The sequence below is a fragment of the Enterobacter cloacae complex sp. P29RS genome, from assembly GCF_014893445.1.
GTDB classification, from domain to species: domain Bacteria; phylum Pseudomonadota; class Gammaproteobacteria; order Enterobacterales; family Enterobacteriaceae; genus Enterobacter; species Enterobacter intestinihominis.
The window spans coordinates 121,745-139,359 of the sequence record NZ_JADBPZ010000012.1 but is presented as its reverse complement, the minus strand read 5'-3'; the positions used below and the strand labels follow the sequence as shown (position 1 = coordinate 139,359).

General features: G+C 53.7%; 17 protein-coding genes. 9 read left to right on the top strand and 8 right to left on the bottom strand.

Going from position 1 to position 17,615, the window contains the following annotated elements; genetic code table 11:
• Window positions 1–208: 208 nt before the first annotated feature.
• Window positions 209–661: a DUF4385 domain-containing protein gene (locus tag IM282_RS11390; protein WP_032622345.1), complete on the top strand. Its 453-nt coding sequence runs from the start codon at window positions 209–211 to the stop codon at window positions 659–661.
• Window positions 662–812: 151 nt separating this feature from the next.
• Window positions 813–2,120 (top strand): MFS transporter, encoded by a 1,308-nt coding sequence (locus tag IM282_RS11385; protein WP_032623738.1) that lies wholly within the window; start codon window positions 813–815, stop codon window positions 2,118–2,120.
• Here the strand turns inward: IM282_RS11385 and IM282_RS11380 are convergent.
• From IM282_RS11380 to trxC, 5 genes are all read right to left on the bottom strand, one after another.
• Window positions 2,117–2,440: a YfiM family lipoprotein gene (locus tag IM282_RS11380; protein ID WP_022649053.1), complete on the bottom strand. Its 324-nt coding sequence runs from the start codon at window positions 2,438–2,440 to the stop codon at window positions 2,117–2,119. The two genes, IM282_RS11385 and IM282_RS11380, sit on opposite strands and share 4 nt — an antisense overlap.
• 45 nt (window positions 2,441–2,485) lie before the next feature.
• The gene (pssA, locus tag IM282_RS11375; protein WP_126490759.1) at window positions 2,486–3,841 is read right to left on the bottom strand and encodes a CDP-diacylglycerol--serine O-phosphatidyltransferase; all 1,356 of its coding nucleotides are present in this window, start codon (window positions 3,839–3,841) and stop codon (window positions 2,486–2,488) included.
• Window positions 3,842–3,950: 109 nt separating this feature from the next.
• On the bottom strand, window positions 3,951–6,614 hold the full coding sequence (gene pat / locus IM282_RS11370) for a protein lysine acetyltransferase (RefSeq protein ID WP_108367216.1): 2,664 nt from the start codon (window positions 6,612–6,614) through the stop codon (window positions 3,951–3,953).
• Between the two features lie 35 nt (window positions 6,615–6,649).
• Window positions 6,650–7,348 carry a tRNA-uridine aminocarboxypropyltransferase gene (gene tapT / locus IM282_RS11365; protein WP_023306729.1) on the bottom strand — a complete coding sequence of 233 codons (699 nt, stop codon included), beginning with the start codon at window positions 7,346–7,348 and terminating at the stop codon, window positions 6,650–6,652.
• Between the two features lie 70 nt (window positions 7,349–7,418).
• Window positions 7,419–7,838, bottom strand: a complete 420-nt coding sequence (trxC, locus tag IM282_RS11360; RefSeq protein WP_003860733.1) for a thioredoxin TrxC — start codon at window positions 7,836–7,838, stop codon at window positions 7,419–7,421.
• Between the two features lie 204 nt (window positions 7,839–8,042).
• Here trxC and IM282_RS11355 point away from each other — a divergent pair, with 204 nt between their 5' ends.
• On the top strand, window positions 8,043–9,128 hold the full coding sequence (locus IM282_RS11355) for a tRNA/rRNA methyltransferase (protein WP_023300740.1): 1,086 nt from the start codon (window positions 8,043–8,045) through the stop codon (window positions 9,126–9,128).
• Window positions 9,129–9,167: 39 nt separating this feature from the next.
• On the opposite strand, the gene ung is transcribed toward IM282_RS11355, so the two are convergent.
• A complete protein-coding gene (gene ung / locus IM282_RS11350; protein ID WP_038416527.1) occupies window positions 9,168–9,857 on the bottom strand; it encodes a uracil-DNA glycosylase in 690 nt (229 codons plus the stop codon).
• 314 nt (window positions 9,858–10,171) lie between these two features.
• On the opposite strand from ung, the gene grcA reads away from it, so the two are divergent.
• Complete coding sequence (gene grcA, locus IM282_RS11345; protein WP_063146780.1) at window positions 10,172–10,555, top strand: autonomous glycyl radical cofactor GrcA; 384 nt, start codon at window positions 10,172–10,174, stop codon at window positions 10,553–10,555.
• Between the two features lie 52 nt (window positions 10,556–10,607).
• Here the strand turns inward: grcA and srmB are convergent, their stop codons facing one another.
• Complete coding sequence (gene srmB / locus IM282_RS11340; RefSeq protein WP_022649047.1) at window positions 10,608–11,936, bottom strand: ATP-dependent RNA helicase SrmB; 1,329 nt, start codon at window positions 11,934–11,936, stop codon at window positions 10,608–10,610.
• A 132-nt stretch (window positions 11,937–12,068) separates the two neighbouring features.
• Here srmB and IM282_RS11335 point away from each other — a divergent pair, with 132 nt between their 5' ends.
• The gene (locus IM282_RS11335) at window positions 12,069–12,806 is read left to right on the top strand and encodes a tRNA1(Val) (adenine(37)-N6)-methyltransferase (protein WP_058677483.1); all 738 of its coding nucleotides are present in this window, start codon (window positions 12,069–12,071) and stop codon (window positions 12,804–12,806) included.
• On the opposite strand, the gene nadB is transcribed toward IM282_RS11335, so the two are convergent.
• Complete coding sequence (gene nadB / locus IM282_RS11330) at window positions 12,791–14,410, bottom strand: L-aspartate oxidase (RefSeq protein ID WP_063146779.1); 1,620 nt, start codon at window positions 14,408–14,410, stop codon at window positions 12,791–12,793. The genes IM282_RS11335 and nadB overlap by 16 nt on opposite strands.
• Window positions 14,411–14,835: 425 nt before the next feature.
• Between nadB and rpoE the strand changes: the two genes are divergently transcribed.
• The 4 genes from rpoE to rseC are packed head-to-tail and all read left to right on the top strand — an operon-like array spanning window position 14,836 to window position 17,519.
• Entirely contained in the window at window positions 14,836–15,411 is a 576-nt protein-coding gene (gene rpoE / locus IM282_RS11325) for an RNA polymerase sigma factor RpoE (RefSeq protein WP_006176728.1), read from the top strand.
• Window positions 15,412–15,442: 31 nt separating this feature from the next.
• A complete protein-coding gene (gene rseA / locus IM282_RS11320; protein ID WP_022649044.1) occupies window positions 15,443–16,093 on the top strand; it encodes an anti-sigma-E factor RseA in 651 nt (216 codons plus the stop codon).
• A complete protein-coding gene (gene rseB / locus IM282_RS11315) occupies window positions 16,093–17,046 on the top strand; it encodes a sigma-E factor regulatory protein RseB (RefSeq protein WP_022649043.1) in 954 nt (317 codons plus the stop codon). Before rseA ends, rseB begins: the two co-directional genes overlap by 1 nt.
• Window positions 17,043–17,519 (top strand): SoxR-reducing system protein RseC, encoded by a 477-nt coding sequence (gene rseC, locus IM282_RS11310; protein ID WP_022649042.1) that lies wholly within the window; start codon window positions 17,043–17,045, stop codon window positions 17,517–17,519. The genes rseB and rseC overlap by 4 nt, the downstream gene beginning before the upstream one ends.
• Window positions 17,520–17,615 lie beyond the last annotated feature (96 nt).

The following is a 17,615-nucleotide window of genomic DNA, read 5'->3' as shown; positions in this document are numbered from 1 at the left end:
TGCCGAACTCAGAAGTGAAACGCCGTAGCGCCGATGGTAGTGTGGGGTCTCCCCATGTGAGAGTAGGGAACTGCCAGGCATCAAACAGAAAGAACCCCGTACCGGAAGGTGCGGGGTTTTTTGCTTTGTGCGCGGAAAAACATGCCGGATGGCGGCTTCCCCTTATCCGGCCTACAATTGTTAAAACGATTTTAACAAAGGTGCCGCTTTGACTCGTCCTTTTGATTACCAACAAGATTTTGCAAATATAAATTTTCGCGAACATCCCGAACGGTATCAGGTTGGCCGGGGTGAGCAGGGCGTATTGATGGTCGAGCCTTATAAAAGCGAAATCCTTCCACACTGGCGTTTTAAAAATTCTGAAGTCGCAGCGCGTTCGGCACAAGAGATATACGCTCTCTTTGAAGAGTACCGCAGTAAAAACGATTTTGTAGGTATGGATATGGCGCGTAAATTCATACAAATGGGCTATACCCGCGCCCGGCGATACGCGAATCATAAGGGCGGTAAAAAGTATGATGCGGAACGACAAGTCAAACCCCTCGATCACGATCCAGTGAAAGCAGAAGCAGCCGCAGTCTTCAAAAAGTGGTGGGATAAAATTCGTGCAGACGAAGATTACTTGCAGCGAAAAAAGGCCCACCAGCAGTCCTGGGGATAATTACTGCGTCCGCTAATAATTAGATAGCTGATCGAGTTCACAAAACGCAATGAAACATATTGGAAACATTTTATTTACCTAACGATTCGTTTTAAATCCGGTTTTACTGTTTGTGGGCAAAGGCCCGCAATGTGAGACAGGGGATATTAAAATGACAGAAACCGTAGCCAGTGCAGATACGGATAACACCAATTTGGCAGGTAAGGATACTCGCCGTCGGGTTTGGGCAATCGTTGGGGCCTCATCAGGAAACCTTGTAGAGTGGTTTGACTTTTACGTCTATTCATTTTGTTCACTCTACTTTGCGCATATCTTTTTCCCGTCAGGGAACACCACAACTCAGCTTTTGCAAACCGCGGGCGTTTTTGCCGCCGGGTTCCTGATGCGCCCTATCGGTGGATGGCTATTCGGCAGGATCGCAGACAGAAAAGGGCGCAAGACCTCCATGCTCATCTCCGTATGCATGATGTGCGTCGGCTCGCTGGTGATTGCCTGCCTGCCCGGATATGACACTATCGGAACATGGGCACCCGCATTGTTGCTGCTGGCACGTCTGTTCCAGGGGCTGTCAGTCGGTGGCGAATACGGCACCAGTGCGACATACATGAGCGAAGTGGCGGTTGAAGGCCGAAAAGGTTTCTATGCATCATTTCAGTATGTGACCCTCATCGGCGGACAGCTGCTGGCGTTACTGGTTGTGGTGATCCTGCAACAAATCCTTAGCGATGAAGATTTGCGCGCCTGGGGCTGGCGCATCCCGTTTGCTATGGGCGCTGCCCTGGCGGTTGTCGCCCTGTGGCTACGCCGTCAGCTTGATGAAACCTCTCAACAGGAGGTCAGGGCGCTGAAAGAGGCGGGCTCGATGAAGGGACTCTGGCGAAACCGCAAAGCATTTTTGATGGTGTTAGGTTTTACCGCCGCGGGCTCGCTAAGTTTCTATACCTTCACCACCTACATGCAAAAATATCTGGTTAACACCACGGGCATGCATGCAAACGTTGCGAGTGTCGTCATGACGGTGGCGTTACTCGTCTTTATGCTCATCCAGCCGATTGTCGGCGCGCTGTCGGACAAAATTGGTCGCCGTACCTCCATGCTGATCTTTGGCGGCATGCTCACCCTGGGTACCGTTCCGCTTTTGACGGCGCTACAGCATACAACCTCTCCGTATGCCGCTTTCGCTTTAATCATGGTGGCGCTCATTATTATCAGTTTTTACACGGCAATCAGTGGCATTTTGAAAGCGGAAATGTTTCCCGCACAGGTGAGGGCGCTGGGCGTAGGCCTGTCTTATGCGGTCGCGAATGCCCTGTTCGGCGGTTCGGCGGAGTATGTCGCGCTATCGCTTAAGTCGTGGGGCAGTGAAACGACCTTCTTCTGGTATGTCACCGTAATGGGAGCGCTGGCGTTTATTGTCTCGCTGATGCTGCATCGCAAAGGAAAAGGTATCCGCCTTTAATAATGCGCCATCTGCCAGACGGCGTAGCCGGTTGTTGCCCCGGCTACGTCCCAGGCAAAATCTTTCCAGCTCCAGCCACTTCCCGAGGGGCGGCTATCCCAAAGTTCTTTTGATGCCCCCAGGCTGATGGAGAACATCAGGCCTATTGTGGCACTTCGATCCCTGCTATAACCCTGGTGCAGCGCATACTCATTACCCGCAGCGGACATCATTGCCGACGCCAGAAAGTGCTGAGCTTTATCCTGACCCGACCAGTTATCATTAGCCATATGGCTGCAACCTGTCAGCAAAAGAGGGATTATCAGGCAAGGCGTACGCATTAACAGGCTCCATAAAAAAGCCCCGTCGATGACAGGGCTCGTGTATTACAGAATGCGGCTGATGAGGCGATCGATACGGATCCGACGTAGACGGCGAATCAGCTTGCGAACTTTCACCGGGTAATCAGCGATGCTTTGCAGATCGCGATAATGACGAACCACTGTGGTATGCGTGCGTATAAGCTCCAGCTCACGATCGCGTTTCGCGGCTAACGCATGCTGAGGATCGTGAATAAGAATGGCGTTTTCCAAATCCAGACGCCAGGCGCGTGGGTTCAGGTTATTACCGGTCAGCAGAATCCACTCGTCATCAACCCACATTCCTTTGAGATGATAACTGTTATCTTCATCTTTCCAGAGGCGCACGACGAGCTGGTCCGTGTTCACATAGTACTGTAAACGGCTCAGAAAGCGGCGCAGGTTAATCTCATAGAGATAAGGCAGTGCGCCGATGATCTTGAAAGGCTGATCTTCCGGAATGAAAAAGTCGTTTGCCGTTTTATCCCCGACAATGATTTCCACCTTTTTACCATCACGCAGCAACTGAATGATATTACGCACCAGAACGGCGGGAAGGTTGAAGTAAGGGGTGCAGATGGTGAGCTTATGCTCCGCGCACGGCATCAAATGGAAGATAGTCTTGTTCAGGAGGCTGGATTTACCCAGGCCTACCAGAGGCGTAACGGACAGTTCTTCATTATTGGCATCACCCTGGAAACGATAAACCGCATCGCGCAGCTCCTGGCGGAAGGAGCGAACGTCGTTTTTGATTTCCGGGCTTTTCGGGCGATGAGGATCGTCAAGACGATGCACACCCCGGCCATGAACCAGGTTTTTATCAACCCAGTTGAACATGATGTCGGTCATCTGCGGATTGCGGATCAGATGGTAGCGATCGTAACGGTATTTATCGAGCTGATGGAGATAAACATCATTCAGGCTGGCGCCGCTGTAAAGGACGCTGTCATCGATGATAAATCCTTTGAAATGAAGAACGCCAAGCGCTTCACGGGTATTCACGGGCACACCATACACCGGAATATCGATCCCCGGGTTCTCCTGGGCCGTGCGGCAATACCAGTCAGCGTTAGTGTTCGAGGCAGCCGCACCAATACGGCCACGCTGAGCACGGTGCCAGTCAACCAGCACGCGAACATCCAGTTCCGGACGCTGACGTTTCGCTTCATAGAGCGCGTTCAGGATCGCACGCCCACCTTCATCTTGTTCAAGATAGAGCGCCACAATGCAAATACGTCGCGTAGCGCTGGCAATCTTTTCAAGAAGCGTCTCCCGGAAATGAGCGGGAGCATAAAAGAACTCTACATCATCAACTGACTGAGAAATCTTCGGTAGTTGAGCAAGGTGTTGTTGATGTTTATTACGCTTAAATTTTGACAACATCACAGTGCGTTTCTTCTCTGTTCATTGAAGGGTTGTCTGTACCAGGCAAACAACATAAGCGGACAATGATACCCCAGTGCCGGGAAAAGTGGGTAACATTTCCAGCAGCTTACTCTTGTTTATCCGTCGAAGTCAGGCTGAGGGACAAAGAGACAATGCCTTCATCCAGCTGGATATCAACGTCAAAACCGAGCTTCCGCGCCAGGGTCACCATACCCCGATTATTTGGCATAGTAATGCCATTGAGCCGTGACAATCCGTGATCGCGCGTATAACCAATGAGTTTTTCGAGCAGCCGTCTGCCCAAACCCAAACCTTTAAGATCGGAACGCACCAGTACGGCAAACTCCGCATCCACGTTATCCGGGTCGGAAATGGCACGCGTCACGCCGAGGATCTCCTCTCCCTCTGCGGAACGGCGGACCGCGACAATCGCCATTTCTCGATCGTAGTCGATCTGGGTCATATTGGCTAAATCGTCGTGGGTAAATTCATTAATTTCGCTGAAATAGCGATAGTACAAATCTTCTTTCGTCACCTGCGAGATGAACGCTCGCAGCAGCGGCTCGTCTTCCGGCAGGATAGGACGAAACAGTGCCCGCTCTCCATTTTTCATCTCCACCCACTCTTCCAGATGGAGAGGATAAGGACGAATGGCGAGACGGCTTTCCCGGTCACCGACAAATGGCGCAATTTCCAGCGTCACGTCGAGGGCAGTGAATTCATTTCCGGAAGCGAGGAGCGGGTGGATGTCCAGGCGCTGGATCTCCGCACAGTCAACAATGAGGTTGGAGACCTTCACCAGAAACTGGCTTAACCCGGCGATATCAAGCGGCCTCAGAGCGCTTCTGCCGCGGATTTTTTTACTTTTGATGGCCTGAATAACCAAATAACGCGCCAGGTTCATGTTTAGAGGTGGAAGCGCGACAGCCGCTTGTTCTTCTGGCCGCCATTCAACGCCGCCGTCACCCAGCATAATAAGTGGACCAAAAACCGGATCGTGTTCGACGACCACGCGCAGCTCCTGCGCACCTGCTCGGTTAGCCATGCTCTGCACCAGCAGGCCGTGGATCCGGGCCTGTGGCCACGTCATTTTAACGCGATCGATAATGGCATCCGCGGCCTGTTGTACTTCTGTCGCGGTGCGCAGATACAGCATGACGCCCTGAACATCCGATTTGTGCGGAATATCGGGGGAGCGCAGCTTCAGCGCGACCGGATAGCCAATCTGCTCAGCGATATGTACCGCCTCAGCGCTGTCACCGGCAATCCAGGTCGGCAGTGTTTGCATCCCATAGCTGCCAAGAATGGGTTGCACTTCATGCGTATCAAGCGAAGTGGCGCCCTCTTCGATGGCCTGTTGCAATAAACTGTGTACGTCCACCGAATTTGCTGTGAGGTTGCCCGGTAGGGCAGGCGTTTCACGCAGCTGCTTCTGGTTGCGGCGGTACTCAACCATATGCATAAACGCGGTTATGGTGCCCTCTGGCGTACGGTAGGTTGGCAACCCGGCTTCACTAAACAGACGTCGCGCTTCCTGCGAGGAGAACTCGCCGCACCAGTTGGTCAGCAGGGTGACGTATTTGCCGCGCGGATGGTTTCGGACAGCCTCAATCAGCGTTCGTGCACTTTCGCTGCCTGGCGCAACCGCGCTGGGCGAATGGATAATCATCAGCGCATCAAAGTCCTGGCTATCCAGCAAAATCGTGATCGCCTTAATGTAACGATCGCTGCTGGCATCATCGCGCAAATCGAGGGGATTATCGGGAACAACGCTTCCCGGTAACGCGTCCCGCAGGCGCTGGAGCGTCTCTTCACCCAGCGTGGCCAGCTTGCCGTTGCGTAGCCAGAGCTCGTCCAGCGCCAGGGCGGCGGGAGCGGCTCCGTTGCTGACAATCATCAGCTTTTCACCGCGCAGGGGACGCATGTGGCTCAACGTTTCGACGGCGGAAAAAAGCTCGTGCGTATCCTGTACCCGCAGTAAACCGGCGCGCTGGATCGCTGCATCCCATGCGGGATCCATCCCGGAATGGGATTGCAGCAGGCGCTGAGCCGCGGGGCTGCGCCCGCTTTTGATGACCAGAATCGGTTTATTACGCGATGCGCTACGCGATGCCGACACAAAACGACGGGCGTCACTCAGGTGTTCAAGGTAGAGCAGGATAGCGCTGGTTTTGCTGTCACGCGCCAGGAAATCCAGCAGCTCATCAACGTCAATGTCCAGGCTGTCGCCGAGGGCGATGAAATAGGAAAAGCCCATCTCACGCTGCTGCGCCCAGTCGAGGATGGTATTGGATACCGCTGCCGACTGTGAAATAAAGGCCAGTTTGCCTTTACGGATCGGAACCGGGGAAAAACTGGCATTCAGCCCTTGCCAGGGCGCAAGCAGACCGAGGCTATTTGGACCAAGAATGCGCATCTGGTAGCGGCTGGCGCAGGCCAGCAGTTCGGGCTGCTGTTCAGGAGGCGAGGAAAGAATAATGCAGGTTTTACAGCCTTTCTGACCGAGCGACTCAAGCAATTCGAGGTTTCGTTTCGCATGCGTACAGAGCACGGCGAGGTCGGGAACAAACGGTAAACTTTGCACGTCCGGCCACGCCAGCACCCCCTGTACCGCTTTATAAGCGGGCGTAACGGGCATGACCGGGCCGTTAAACCCGCCAGCCAGCAGGTTACGCATCATCAGATACCCTGCGCGGTCCGGTTTCATCGAGGCGCCAATAACGGCAATGGATTTCGGACGGAGTAGCGCTTCTAACCCTCTCTGGCTCATGCAGGCCTCCTGTGAATGCAAGCGACCTGATGATTTTAAACGCTTTCTGTCTCTGTTGCTGTGACGCTACCCTTATGAACGGTTTTTCCTGCCAGATAACGTTCGCGGAAGCAGGAGAAGTGGGAGCTTAATGCGCTGGCCGCCTGGGTATCGCCCGCCAGATCCAGTAGCGCAATGGCGACTTCAGCGGTGCAATATTGACCCTCGGCATGCGCTTCTCGTAAGCGATAGGCCGAAACGCGCGACAGATCGACGGAAATCACCGGCAGCGCATCAAGATAAGGGCTTTTGCGAAACATCTTTCTTGCTTCGGTCCAGGTGCCGTCGAGCATAATAAACAGCGGCGGCTTACCGGATGGTGGCGCCGTAAGCACCTGGCGTTGTTCGCCTGCATATGATGCCGGGAAAACGACCATGGGCTGATAGTCCGGGTTTGCCACCAGGTCAAGCAGAGCCTGAGGTGGCTCAGTGCGCGACCACTGAAACGCTGCGGTATTGGGCAGAATATCGGCGATCAAACGCCCCGTGTTGCTGGGCTTCATCGGTTCGGTATCGAACATGACCAGACAAAAGCGGCTTTTCGCCTCGCTCGGTGTAAGCGTTTCGCACAGACACACTTTCAGCGGTAAAAGGCAGCGCTGGCAGCGGCGAATACGATTGCCTCGGGCCAGAAAAGGGCGGGTTGCGCGCGCAAGGCGCTCGGCGCGTAATTGAAGTACAGCGTTATCAGTCATGGGCGAAAAGGCAGGAAAAAACCCATTTTCGCAGAGGAGAGAACGGGGCACAAGATGTGCCCCGTGAATGTTACAGGGATTCGTTTAACCAGCTGTCGAAAGGCGCCTTCGGTACTGCACCATTGAGCATGTCGATCACTTCCCCATTTTTGAAAATCATAATGGTTGGAATGCTGCGAATGCGAAAACGGGCGCTGAGTTCACGTTCCGCTTCGGTATTCACTTTAACAAAACGCATTTTCCCGCTGCGCTCTTCAGCCACGTCTTCGAAGATGGGCGCAAAGTTACGGCAGGGGCCGCACCACGGTGCCCAGAAATCGACCACAACCGGCAGATCGTCCTTGAGGAGTTTGTCCAGCGTAGCACCCGTCGCGTTAATGACATCGCCATCAAATAATTCGTGGCCACAACGCCCGCATTTCGCACCGTCATCCATCCGATCGTCCGGAATGCGGTTTAAAGCCTGACAGTTGGCACATACGGTATTCATAACTAACCTCTGATAGAGCCGTGGAACAACGGCAGAATGCCGATAATGTTTCTGATATGTTACATATTATCAGTGAGCCTGTATAAATCGACAACGCGTTTTATTCAATGGGAACAATAGTCACAGGCTTTTGTACGAAATTATGGCTATGAGCTTGCACATCGGGTAATCTGCGCGCTTCGCGCAGCGCTGGTGGAGAAAAGCATGAACGACGAAATGAAAAACAAAAGCGGCAAGGTCAAAGTGATGTATGTCCGCAGTGATGATGACTCTGATAAACGCACCCAAAATCCGCGTACCGGAAAAGGTGGCGGGCGTCCGGCGTCTTCTCGTGCAGACGGTGGCCGTCGCCCCGCCCGCGATGACAGAAATAACCGCGGCGATGACCGCAAACGTGATGACCGTAAGCGTGACGATCGCAAACGCGATGATTTTGTCCGCGACGGTGGATCGCCATGGCGTACCGTTTCGCGCGCGCCCGGTGAAGAGGCGACCGAAAAAGCCGATCACGGCGGTATCAGCGGAAAAAGCTTTATCGATCCGGAAGTGCTGCGTCGTCAGCGTGCGGAAGAAACCCGTGTATATGGCGAGAACGCCTGTCAGGCCCTGTTCCAGAGCCGCCCGGAGTGTATCGTTCGCGCATGGTTTATCCAGAGCGTGACCCCGCGCTTTAAAGAAGCGCTGCGCTGGATGGCGGCGAACCGTAAAGCCTACCACGTGGTTGACGATGCCGAGCTGACAAAAGCGTCCGGGACTGAACACCACGGCGGCGTCTGCTTCCTGATCAAAAAACGTAACGGCACCACCGTGCAGCAGTGGGTCAGCCAGGCGGATGCCGATGACTGTGTGCTGGCGCTGGAAGATGTGGGTAACCCGCATAACCTGGGCGCTATGATGCGTAGCTGCGCGCACTTTGGCGTGAAAGGCGTTCTGTTGCAGGATGCCGCGCTGCTGGAATCCGGTGCGGCAATCCGTACCGCGGAAGGCGGTGCTGAGCATGTTCAGCCGATCACCGGCGACAGCGTGCTGGAGGCCCTTGAGCAATTCCGTAACGCGGGCTACACCATTGTCACCACCTCAAGCCGTGCCGCTACGCCGCTGTTTAAAGCGACGTTGCCGCGCAAAATGGTGCTGGTGTTAGGTCAGGAGCGCGATGGTCTGTCTGATGCGGCACTCTCCAGCGCTGACATGAGCGTTTCTATCGACGGCACTGGCAACGTTGAAAGCCTGAACGTATCCGTTGCGACCGGCGTGCTGCTGGCCGAATGGTGGCGTCAGAACAAAGCATAAGCCTTTTATGTGCCGGGCCTGACCCGGCACATTCAAACCCTACTCACTCTCTGCCGGTAACACAGGCATCCAGTCAATCGGCTTTTCGCCACGCTTTTCCAGCCACTCATTCGTCAGAACAAAATGGTTACTGCCAAAGAAACCGCGATGCGCAGACAGCGGCGACGGGTGCGGTGCTTTCAGTACGTGATGGCGCTGACGATCGATAATCGCCCCTTTCTTTTGGGCATGTGAACCCCAGAGTAAAAACACGACGCCTTCACGATGCTCATTGATTAGGCTGATAACCTTATCGGTAAAGGTTTCCCATCCCAGACTGGCGTGGGAGTGTGCCTGACCCGCCCGGACGGTTAATACGGTATTCAGCAACAGCACGCCCTGGCGCGCCCAGCTTTCCAGATAACCGTGATTAGGGCGGGTGAAACCCGGAATCGTTCCTTCCAGCTCTTTATACATATTCAGCAGAGAAGGGGGAATGGCCACGCCCGGACGCACGGAAAATGCCAGTCCGTGAGCCTGCCCGGGACCATGGTACGGATCCTGCCCCAGTATAACCACCTTCACGTCGCTCAGTTCGGTGTAGCGAAAGGCGTTAAATACATCTTTCTGCGGTGGATAAATTATCTGGCCGGCCTGCCGTTCAGCCGCAACGGTACTGAGGGTATTAATAAAATAGGGCTGCTGCTTCTCTTCTGCCAGCACGTCATGCCAGGTTAAAGGTGTTGTCATCTCGCTCTCCTGCGAATTTCATTCTCTGCCTAGCTTACCTGCTAATGCCTGGTGAGCAAAATTACCCGCGGAAAAGCGGCTAAGTGTCTCAATTTATGTTGAAAACCAGGCAGGGTAAGTTGAATTGGTAAATCATTAAAATTGATCTAAAACAAAAAATTCAGACCACACTCTTTATGTGGTTAGTGATTTTGTTGATTTAAATCAATAAATCACCCGGGTCTGAATGTTATATATACACACAACAAACAATGGTTTTACCAATTGGCCGCAAAAGGCCAGCATCAGTTAATGTAGCCTAAGGGAGGCAACACATGATTACAGGTATCCAGATTACTAAAGCTGCAAATGACGATCTGCTGAACTCTTTCTGGCTGCTGGACAGCGAGAAAAACGAAGCGCGCTGTGTAGTAGCGAAAGCAGGTTTTGCGGAAGACGAAATCATTCCGGTGAGCAAACTGGGCGAAATTGAATACCGTGAAATTCCAATGCAAGTGCAACCAGAAGTGCGCGTGGAAGGTGGTCAGCACCTGAACGTTAACGTCCTGCGTCGTGAAACGCTGATGGATGCTGTTGAGAACCCAGAAAAATACCCGCAGCTGACCATCCGTGTGTCTGGCTATGCGGTGCGTTTCAACTCTCTGACTCCGGAACAGCAGCGCGACGTTATCGCCCGTACCTTTACTGAAAGCCTGTAAGGTTTCAGCTTCGGGGGTGGAATAAAAAAGCCGGGAATGTCCCGGCTTTTTTTTACTCTTCAGTTTTTGTCTCTGGCGCAGCAGAACTTGGCTTACGGCGCTTACCAATATTTTTGGTATCGCGGTGGCGCTGCTTCACGCGCGGCTTCTCTTTTTCTTTCTCTTTTCTCTCAGCACGTTTCGCGAGCGCTTTCTTGGACGGTTTACCCGTCATTTTTTCACTCGGCGCACGTGTCGTCGGACGAAGTTCGTCAATCACACGAGCTTTTAGCGGCTCATCAACGTAGCGGCCAATTTTTTGGAGCAGCAGATGGTCGTGCGCTTCTACCAGAGAAATAGCAATCCCTTTGCGGCCCGCACGGCCGGTACGACCAATACGGTGCAGGTAAGTATCACCGCTGCGCGGCATATCAAAGTTGATCACATGGCTCACGTCCGGGATGTCGATCCCGCGCGCGGCAACGTCGGTTGCAACCAGCACATTCACGCGACCATCGGTCAGGCGCTTAATCCCTTCGGTACGCTTAACCTGTGCCATTTCACCTTCGAGATAGCAGTTGTTGATGCCAGCGTTGCGGAGCATTTCTGCCAGCTCATGCACGCGCTCGCGTTTACGTACGAAGACGATGGTACGGGTTGCTTCTTCCTGCTTCAGCAGATGTTTCAGCAACTCAACTTTATGCTCAAGGTTATCTGCGCGGTAGTACCACTGGTGGATCTTCTTACGCTCACGCGTCGATGGCGTAGCGGACACTTCCACCGGATCTTCCAGCAGACGTTCGGCGAAATCTTTAATGGCATCCCCTTCAAGGGTTGCCGAGAACAGCATTGTCTGGTTACGCCAGCGCGTTTCACCCGCGATGTGTTCGATATCCTGGGCAAAGCCCATGTCCAGCATGCGGTCAGCTTCATCGAGAATCAGCGTTTCCACCGCCCGGCAGTCGAAGTTCTCTTCTTTTATGTATTGCAGCAGACGGCCTGTCGTCGCGACAACGATATCCTGGTTTTCGCTGAACACTTCGGCGTGGTTCATATACGCTACGCCGCCGGTGATGGTCGCGATATCCAGATGGGTGTTCGCCGCCAGCTCACGCGCGTGTTCGGCAACCTGCATCGCCAGTTCACGGGTCGGGGTCAGGATCAAAATGCGCGGCGGCCCTGATTTTTTACGCGGAAAATCGAGCAAATGCTGCAACACAGGCAGCAAGTAGGCTGCTGTCTTCCCCGTGCCGGTTGGCGCAGAACCGAGCACATCGCGGCCCTCAAGCGCAGGCGGAATGGCCGCGGCCTGAATGGCGGTCGGGCGTGTAAAGCCTTTACTCTCAAGAGCATTGAGCAGGCTTTCATCGAGTTCAAGTTCGGAAAAAGTCGTTACAGTCATGTTCTACCTCTGTGTGGGGCGCTGATTATAGACGTTACGGCTGTAATCTTCATCTGTTTGTATGGATATCGCTTTTCGACCACTTCGCTTTCCCCTATGCTACTCCAGTTTCACACAGAAGGTTGCCCTGACATGTCTCAACTCAAAGCGCAGTTGCGCCGCGATGGTTTTACGTTTAAACAATTTTTTGTGGCGCACGATCGTTGCGCAATGAAAGTCGGTACAGACGGTATTTTACTGGGTGCATGGGCCCCTGTCGCAGGTGTAAAACGCATTCTGGATATTGGTACGGGCAGCGGACTTCAGGCGCTGATGCTGGCGCAGCGTACCGAAGAACACGTCACTATCGACGCCGTTGAGCTTGATCCTCAGGCGGCCCAGCAGGCAAGCGAAAACGCTGCCGATTCTCCGTGGGCAGAACGGATCAGGGTGGAATGTGCCGATGTCCTGACCTGGGCACTGGAGCAGACTGCGCGTTACGATTTGATCGTCAGCAATCCGCCGTATTTCACGCCAGGTGTGGAGTGTGGAACGCCGGAACGCGAGCAGGCACGTTACACCGGCTCGCTCGATCACAAGGCGCTACTGACCAGCGCGGCGGAACTCATCTCGGAAGAGGGATTTTTCTGCGTGGTCTTGCCCGAAAGCACGGGTAACACCTTCATTGAGATCGCTCGGGATATCGGCTGGAGTTTGCGTCTTCGTACCGATATTTCGGATACGGAAGGTCGCTTACCGCACCGTGTGTTGCTGGCGCTCTCGCCGAAAGAGGGGGAGTGCTTTACCGACAGGATGGTTATTCGCGGGCCAGACCAGCGTTATTCCGAAGATTACACTGCCCTGACCCAGGCCTTTTATCTGTTTATGTGAACCTGCGGCGTCAACACCGACGGGCCGGACGTTTCCAGCGGGTCGGGATAGTCCAGCGTATAATGCAGGCCACGACTCTCTTTGCGCATCATCGCACAGCGTACAATCAGCTCGGCAACCTGCACAAGGTTGCGCAGCTCCAGCAGATTATTGGAAACGCGGAAGTTGGCGTAATATTCATCAATTTCCTGCTGTAACATCATGATGCGGCGTAACGCGCGTTCCAGACGCTTCGTTGTGCGTACAATCCCGACATAATCCCACATGAGAAGCCGCAGCTCGTGCCAGTTATGCTGGATAACCACCAGTTCGTCCGGGTTCTCTACTCGACTTTCATCCCATGCTGGCAGGTGCGTTGTTGGACGTGCATAGGGCATGCGTTTGGTTATATCTTCCGCAGCCGACCACCCATACACCAGACACTCCAGCAATGAGTTTGATGCCATGCGATTCGCACCATGCAGGCCGGTGTAACTGACCTCGCCGATCGCATACAAACCATCCACGTCGGTACGACCATGATCGTCAACCATCACCCCGCCACAGGTATAGTGAGCGGCAGGCACAATCGGCACCGGATCGCGGGTTAAATCGATACCCAGACTCCGCAGCTTTTCATAAATCATCGGGAAGTGCTGGCGAATAAAGTCTGCCGGTTTATGGCTAATGTCCAGATACATACAGTCCACGCCAAGCCGCTTCATCTCGTGGTCAATGGCGCGGGCCACGATATCCCGCGGGGCAAGTTCACCTCGGGGGTCGAAGTCCGGCATAAACCTGGAACCGTCCGGTCGCTTGAGATACGCGCCTTCGCCGCGCAACGCTTCAGTTAACAGGAAGTTACGTGCCTGCGGGTGGAACAGGGCGGTAGGATGGAACTGATTAAACTCCATATTCGCTACGCGGCAGCCTGCGCGCCAGGCCATGGCGATACCGTCTCCGGAGGCGATATCGGGGTTAGTCGTGTACTGGTAAACCTTGGAGGCGCCGCCGGTCGCCAGCACAACGGCTTTAGCCTGGCAGGTTTCCACCTTCTCTTTATTCCGATTCCACACCCATGCGCCGACAACACGGCGCGTGCCGGGCAGGTCAATTTTATCGGAAATAATCAGGTCGACGGCGTTACTGCGCTCCAGCACCCGAATATTGGGATGGCTGAGGGCTTTGCTGACCAATGTGGTTTCAACCGCTTTTCCTGTTGCATCAGCAGCGTGCAGAATACGGCGATGGCTGTGTCCGCCTTCACGGGTCAGATGATAGCTCTCTTCACCATTAGGCTGAACCTGCGTATCAAACAGCACGCCCTGGTCGATAAGCCATTGCACGCAGTGGCGGGCATTGCTGGCGACAAACTCTGCGGCATGCTCATCCACGATCCCGGCACCGGCAATCAGAGTGTCTTCTACGTGTGAGGCAATGCTGTCCGTTTCATCAAACACGGCGGCAATACCGCCTTGTGCATAGAAGGTGGAACCTTCGCTCATCGGCCCTTTACTCAGCACGATTACGTTCTGATGTTCCGCCAGGCGCAGCGCGAGGGAGAGGCCAGCAGCACCGCTGCCGATAATCAGTACATCACAATGGAGTTCAGGCGTTGTATTCATGATGTTTGTTTAATTTACTAAACATGGTCTGGGCAGAATAGCATTGTGATGCGAGTTATCGCACGTTTTTTTTGAAGCGTGTTGCAATGACTAAACGGATGGCCGGAAGTTAAATCATCGCTAAATGACTGGAATTATTTTGCGAAGCAGATCGTTAGCTTCAGATTTTGTGGTGAAATAAAGCCTGTGTTGCGTTACTCTTCTGACGATAAAGTTAATGATTCTTGTCAGAAAGCGGGTGCGTATCGTGAACAGACTTATAATGAGAGAAAATGAACGGTCTGCGGCGCGATGAACAAAAACAAAGGCGTTACGGAACTTATTGAAGAACAGACGCTCTAATTCGGTGCTTGCTCAAAGTGCAATGTTGTTAGAGTGGCGTTTCGATAACGCGTGGAATTTGGTTTGGGGAGACATTACCTCGGATGAGCGAGCAGTTAACGGACCAGGTCCTGGTTGAACGGGTCCAGAAGGGAGATCAGAAAGCTTTTAACCTACTGGTGGTGCGCTACCAGCATAAGGTAGCGAGTCTGGTTTCCCGCTATGTACCGTCAGGCGATGTTCCTGATGTGGTACAAGAGTCTTTTATTAAGGCCTATCGCGCGCTGGATTCATTCCGGGGGGATAGTGCTTTTTATACCTGGCTGTATCGTATTGCAGTCAATACGGCTAAGAATTATTTGGTTGCTCAGGGGCGTCGTCCGCCTTCAAGTGATGTTGACGCTATCGATGCAGAAAACTTCGAAAGTGGCGGCGCGCTGAAAGAAATTTCGAACCCTGAGAACTTAATGTTGTCAGAAGAACTGAGACAAATCGTTTTTCGCACGATCGAGTCGCTCCCGGAAGATTTACGCATGGCAATTACGTTACGGGAGCTGGATGGCCTAAGCTATGAAGAGATAGCCGCCATCATGGATTGTCCGGTCGGCACGGTTCGTTCACGAATTTTCCGTGCGCGAGAAGCCATTGATAATAAAGTTCAACCGCTTATCAGGCGTTGACGATAGCGGGATACTGGAAAAGGTATTAGGCATGCAGAAAGAAAAACTTTCCGCTTTAATGGATGGTGAAATGCTGGATAGTGAGCTGCTCGATGAGTTGTCTCATTCTCCCGAAATGCAACAGACCTGGGAGAACTATCATCTTATCCGCGACACTCTGCGGGGTGATACCAGCGATGTTCTCCATTTCGATATCTCAGCACGCGTTATGGCGGCCATTGAGAACGAACCTGTTCATCAGACCACGCCGCTTATTCCTGAAGCGCAGCCTGCACCTCACCAGTGGCAGAAAATGCCGTTCTGGCACAAGGTGCGTCCATGGGCCAGCCAGCTCACCCAGATGGGAGTCGCTGCGTGTGTATCGCTTGCAGTTATCGTTGGGGTCCAGCACTATAATACCCAGTCTGAAGCCAGTCAGCAGCCTGAAGCGCCAGTGTTCAATACGCTGCCGATGATGGGTAAAGCCAGTCCGGTTAGCCTGGGCGTACCGGCAGATGCCTCCGCAAGCGGCGGACAGCAACAGCAGGTACAGGAGCAGCGTCGTCGCATTAATGCGATGTTGCAGGATTACGAGTTGCAGCGTCGTCTGCACTCCGAGCAGCTTCAGTTTGAGCAGGCCCAAACCCAGCAGGCTGCTGTGCAGGTGCCAGGAAACCAAACTTTAGGAACGCAATCGCAGTAATGAAGCAACTTTGGTTCGCCATGTCTTTGATGGCGGGTAGCCTGTTCTTCTCTGCTAACGCCTCGGCTGATGTTTCATCCGGGGCGTTGTTGCAGCAAATGAATCTGGCCAGCCAGTCACTCAATTACGAGTTGGCATTTATTAGCATCAATAAGCAGGGTGTCGAATCGTTACGCTATCGCCACGCCCGCCTTGATAATCAGCCGCTCGCCCAGCTTTTACAGATGGATGGCCCGCGTCGGGAAGTGGTCCAGCGTGGGAACGAAATCAGCTATTTCGAGCCAGGCCTTGAGCCGTTTACGCTCAATGGTGACTACATCGTTGATTCCCTGCCATCGCTCATTTACACCGATTTTAAACGTCTCGCCCCCTACTATGATTTTATCTCAGTGGGGCGAACGCGTATTGCCGACAGGTTGTGCGAAGTGATCCGCGTAGTCGCGCGGGATGGGACACGTTACAGCTATATCGTCTGGATTGACGCAGAGACGAAGCTGCCGATGCGCGTTGATCTGCTCGATCGCGACGGTGAAACGCTGGAGCAGTTCCGCGTGATCTCCTTCGACGTGAACGGTCAGGTTGGCAACAGTATGCAGAATCTGGCCAAAGCCAGCCTGCCGCCTTTGCTTTCCGTACCTGCCGGCGATTCTGTCAATTTCAACTGGGTACCTTCCTGGATCCCGCAAGGATTCAGCGAAGTATCCAGCAGCCGTCGCCAGCTGCCGACTATCGAAACACCGGTTGAATCGCGCCTCTATTCCGATGGGCTATTTAGCTTCTCGGTGAATATCAATCGCGCTACGGCGAACAGTTCCGAACAGATGCTCCGTACCGGTCGCCGGACGGTTAGCACGACGGTACGCGATAATGCGGAAATTACCATTGTTGGTGAATTACCGCCGCCAACAGCAAAACGTATTTCAGACAGCATTAAATTCAGGGCTGCGCAATGATTAAAGAGTGGGCGACGGTCGTATCCTGGCAGGATGGCGTAGCGCTTGTCAGCTGTGACGTTAAAGCATCATGCAGCAGCTGCGCTTCGCGAGCCGGTTGCGGCAGCCGCGTATTGAATAAGCTGGGGCCGCAAACGTCGCACACTATTGCTGTGTCGAGCGATCAGCCGCTGGTGGCAGGGCAAAAAGTGGAGCTCGGCATCGCTGAAGGCAGCCTGCTCACTTCCGCCATACTGGTTTACCTTTCTCCGCTCGCCGGACTTTTCGTGATGGGCGGGGTTTTCCAGATGCTGTTCGGCACAGATTTGGCCGCCATGTGCGGTGCCGCCTTGGGCGGTGTGGGCGGGTTCTGGCTTGCTAAAGGCGTTTCCCCAAGGCTTACCGCCCGGGAAGCCTGGCAGCCCGTCATTCTCAGCGTTGCACTGGCACCCGACCAACTTCGTGTTGAGACGCTCTCTTCTGAGGCCCGGTGATCTGCCGGGCTTTATTATTATTTACATCGCAATAAAGTAAACGCCGTCTCTTCGCGCTATACCTGACTCTAAGTGCATTTCCAGCAGACGAGGTTG

Excerpts from the sequence above, each read along its gene's own strand:
- IM282_RS11385 (WP_032623738.1), top strand. The coding sequence starts at position 813 with ATGACAGAAACCGTAGCCAGTGCAGATACGGATAACACCAATTTGGCA.
- IM282_RS11380 (WP_022649053.1), bottom strand. The coding sequence starts at position 2,440 with ATGCGTACGCCTTGCCTGATAATCCCTCTTTTGCTGACAGGTTGCAGC.
- pssA (WP_126490759.1), bottom strand. The coding sequence starts at position 3,841 with ATGTTGTCAAAATTTAAGCGTAATAAACATCAACAACACCTTGCTCAA.
- pat (WP_108367216.1), bottom strand. The coding sequence starts at position 6,614 with ATGAGCCAGAGAGGGTTAGAAGCGCTACTCCGTCCGAAATCCATTGCC.
- tapT (WP_023306729.1), bottom strand. The coding sequence starts at position 7,348 with ATGACTGATAACGCTGTACTTCAATTACGCGCCGAGCGCCTTGCGCGC.
- trxC (WP_003860733.1), bottom strand. The coding sequence starts at position 7,838 with ATGAATACCGTATGTGCCAACTGTCAGGCTTTAAACCGCATTCCGGAC.
- IM282_RS11355 (WP_023300740.1), top strand. The coding sequence starts at position 8,043 with ATGAACGACGAAATGAAAAACAAAAGCGGCAAGGTCAAAGTGATGTAT.
- ung (WP_038416527.1), bottom strand. The coding sequence starts at position 9,857 with ATGACAACACCTTTAACCTGGCATGACGTGCTGGCAGAAGAGAAGCAG.
- grcA (WP_063146780.1), top strand. The coding sequence starts at position 10,172 with ATGATTACAGGTATCCAGATTACTAAAGCTGCAAATGACGATCTGCTG.
- srmB (WP_022649047.1), bottom strand. The coding sequence starts at position 11,936 with ATGACTGTAACGACTTTTTCCGAACTTGAACTCGATGAAAGCCTGCTC.
- IM282_RS11335 (WP_058677483.1), top strand. The coding sequence starts at position 12,069 with ATGTCTCAACTCAAAGCGCAGTTGCGCCGCGATGGTTTTACGTTTAAA.
- nadB (WP_063146779.1), bottom strand. The coding sequence starts at position 14,410 with ATGAATACAACGCCTGAACTCCATTGTGATGTACTGATTATCGGCAGC.
- rpoE (WP_006176728.1), top strand. The coding sequence starts at position 14,836 with ATGAGCGAGCAGTTAACGGACCAGGTCCTGGTTGAACGGGTCCAGAAG.
- rseA (WP_022649044.1), top strand. The coding sequence starts at position 15,443 with ATGCAGAAAGAAAAACTTTCCGCTTTAATGGATGGTGAAATGCTGGAT.
- rseB (WP_022649043.1), top strand. The coding sequence starts at position 16,093 with ATGAAGCAACTTTGGTTCGCCATGTCTTTGATGGCGGGTAGCCTGTTC.
- rseC (WP_022649042.1), top strand. The coding sequence starts at position 17,043 with ATGATTAAAGAGTGGGCGACGGTCGTATCCTGGCAGGATGGCGTAGCG.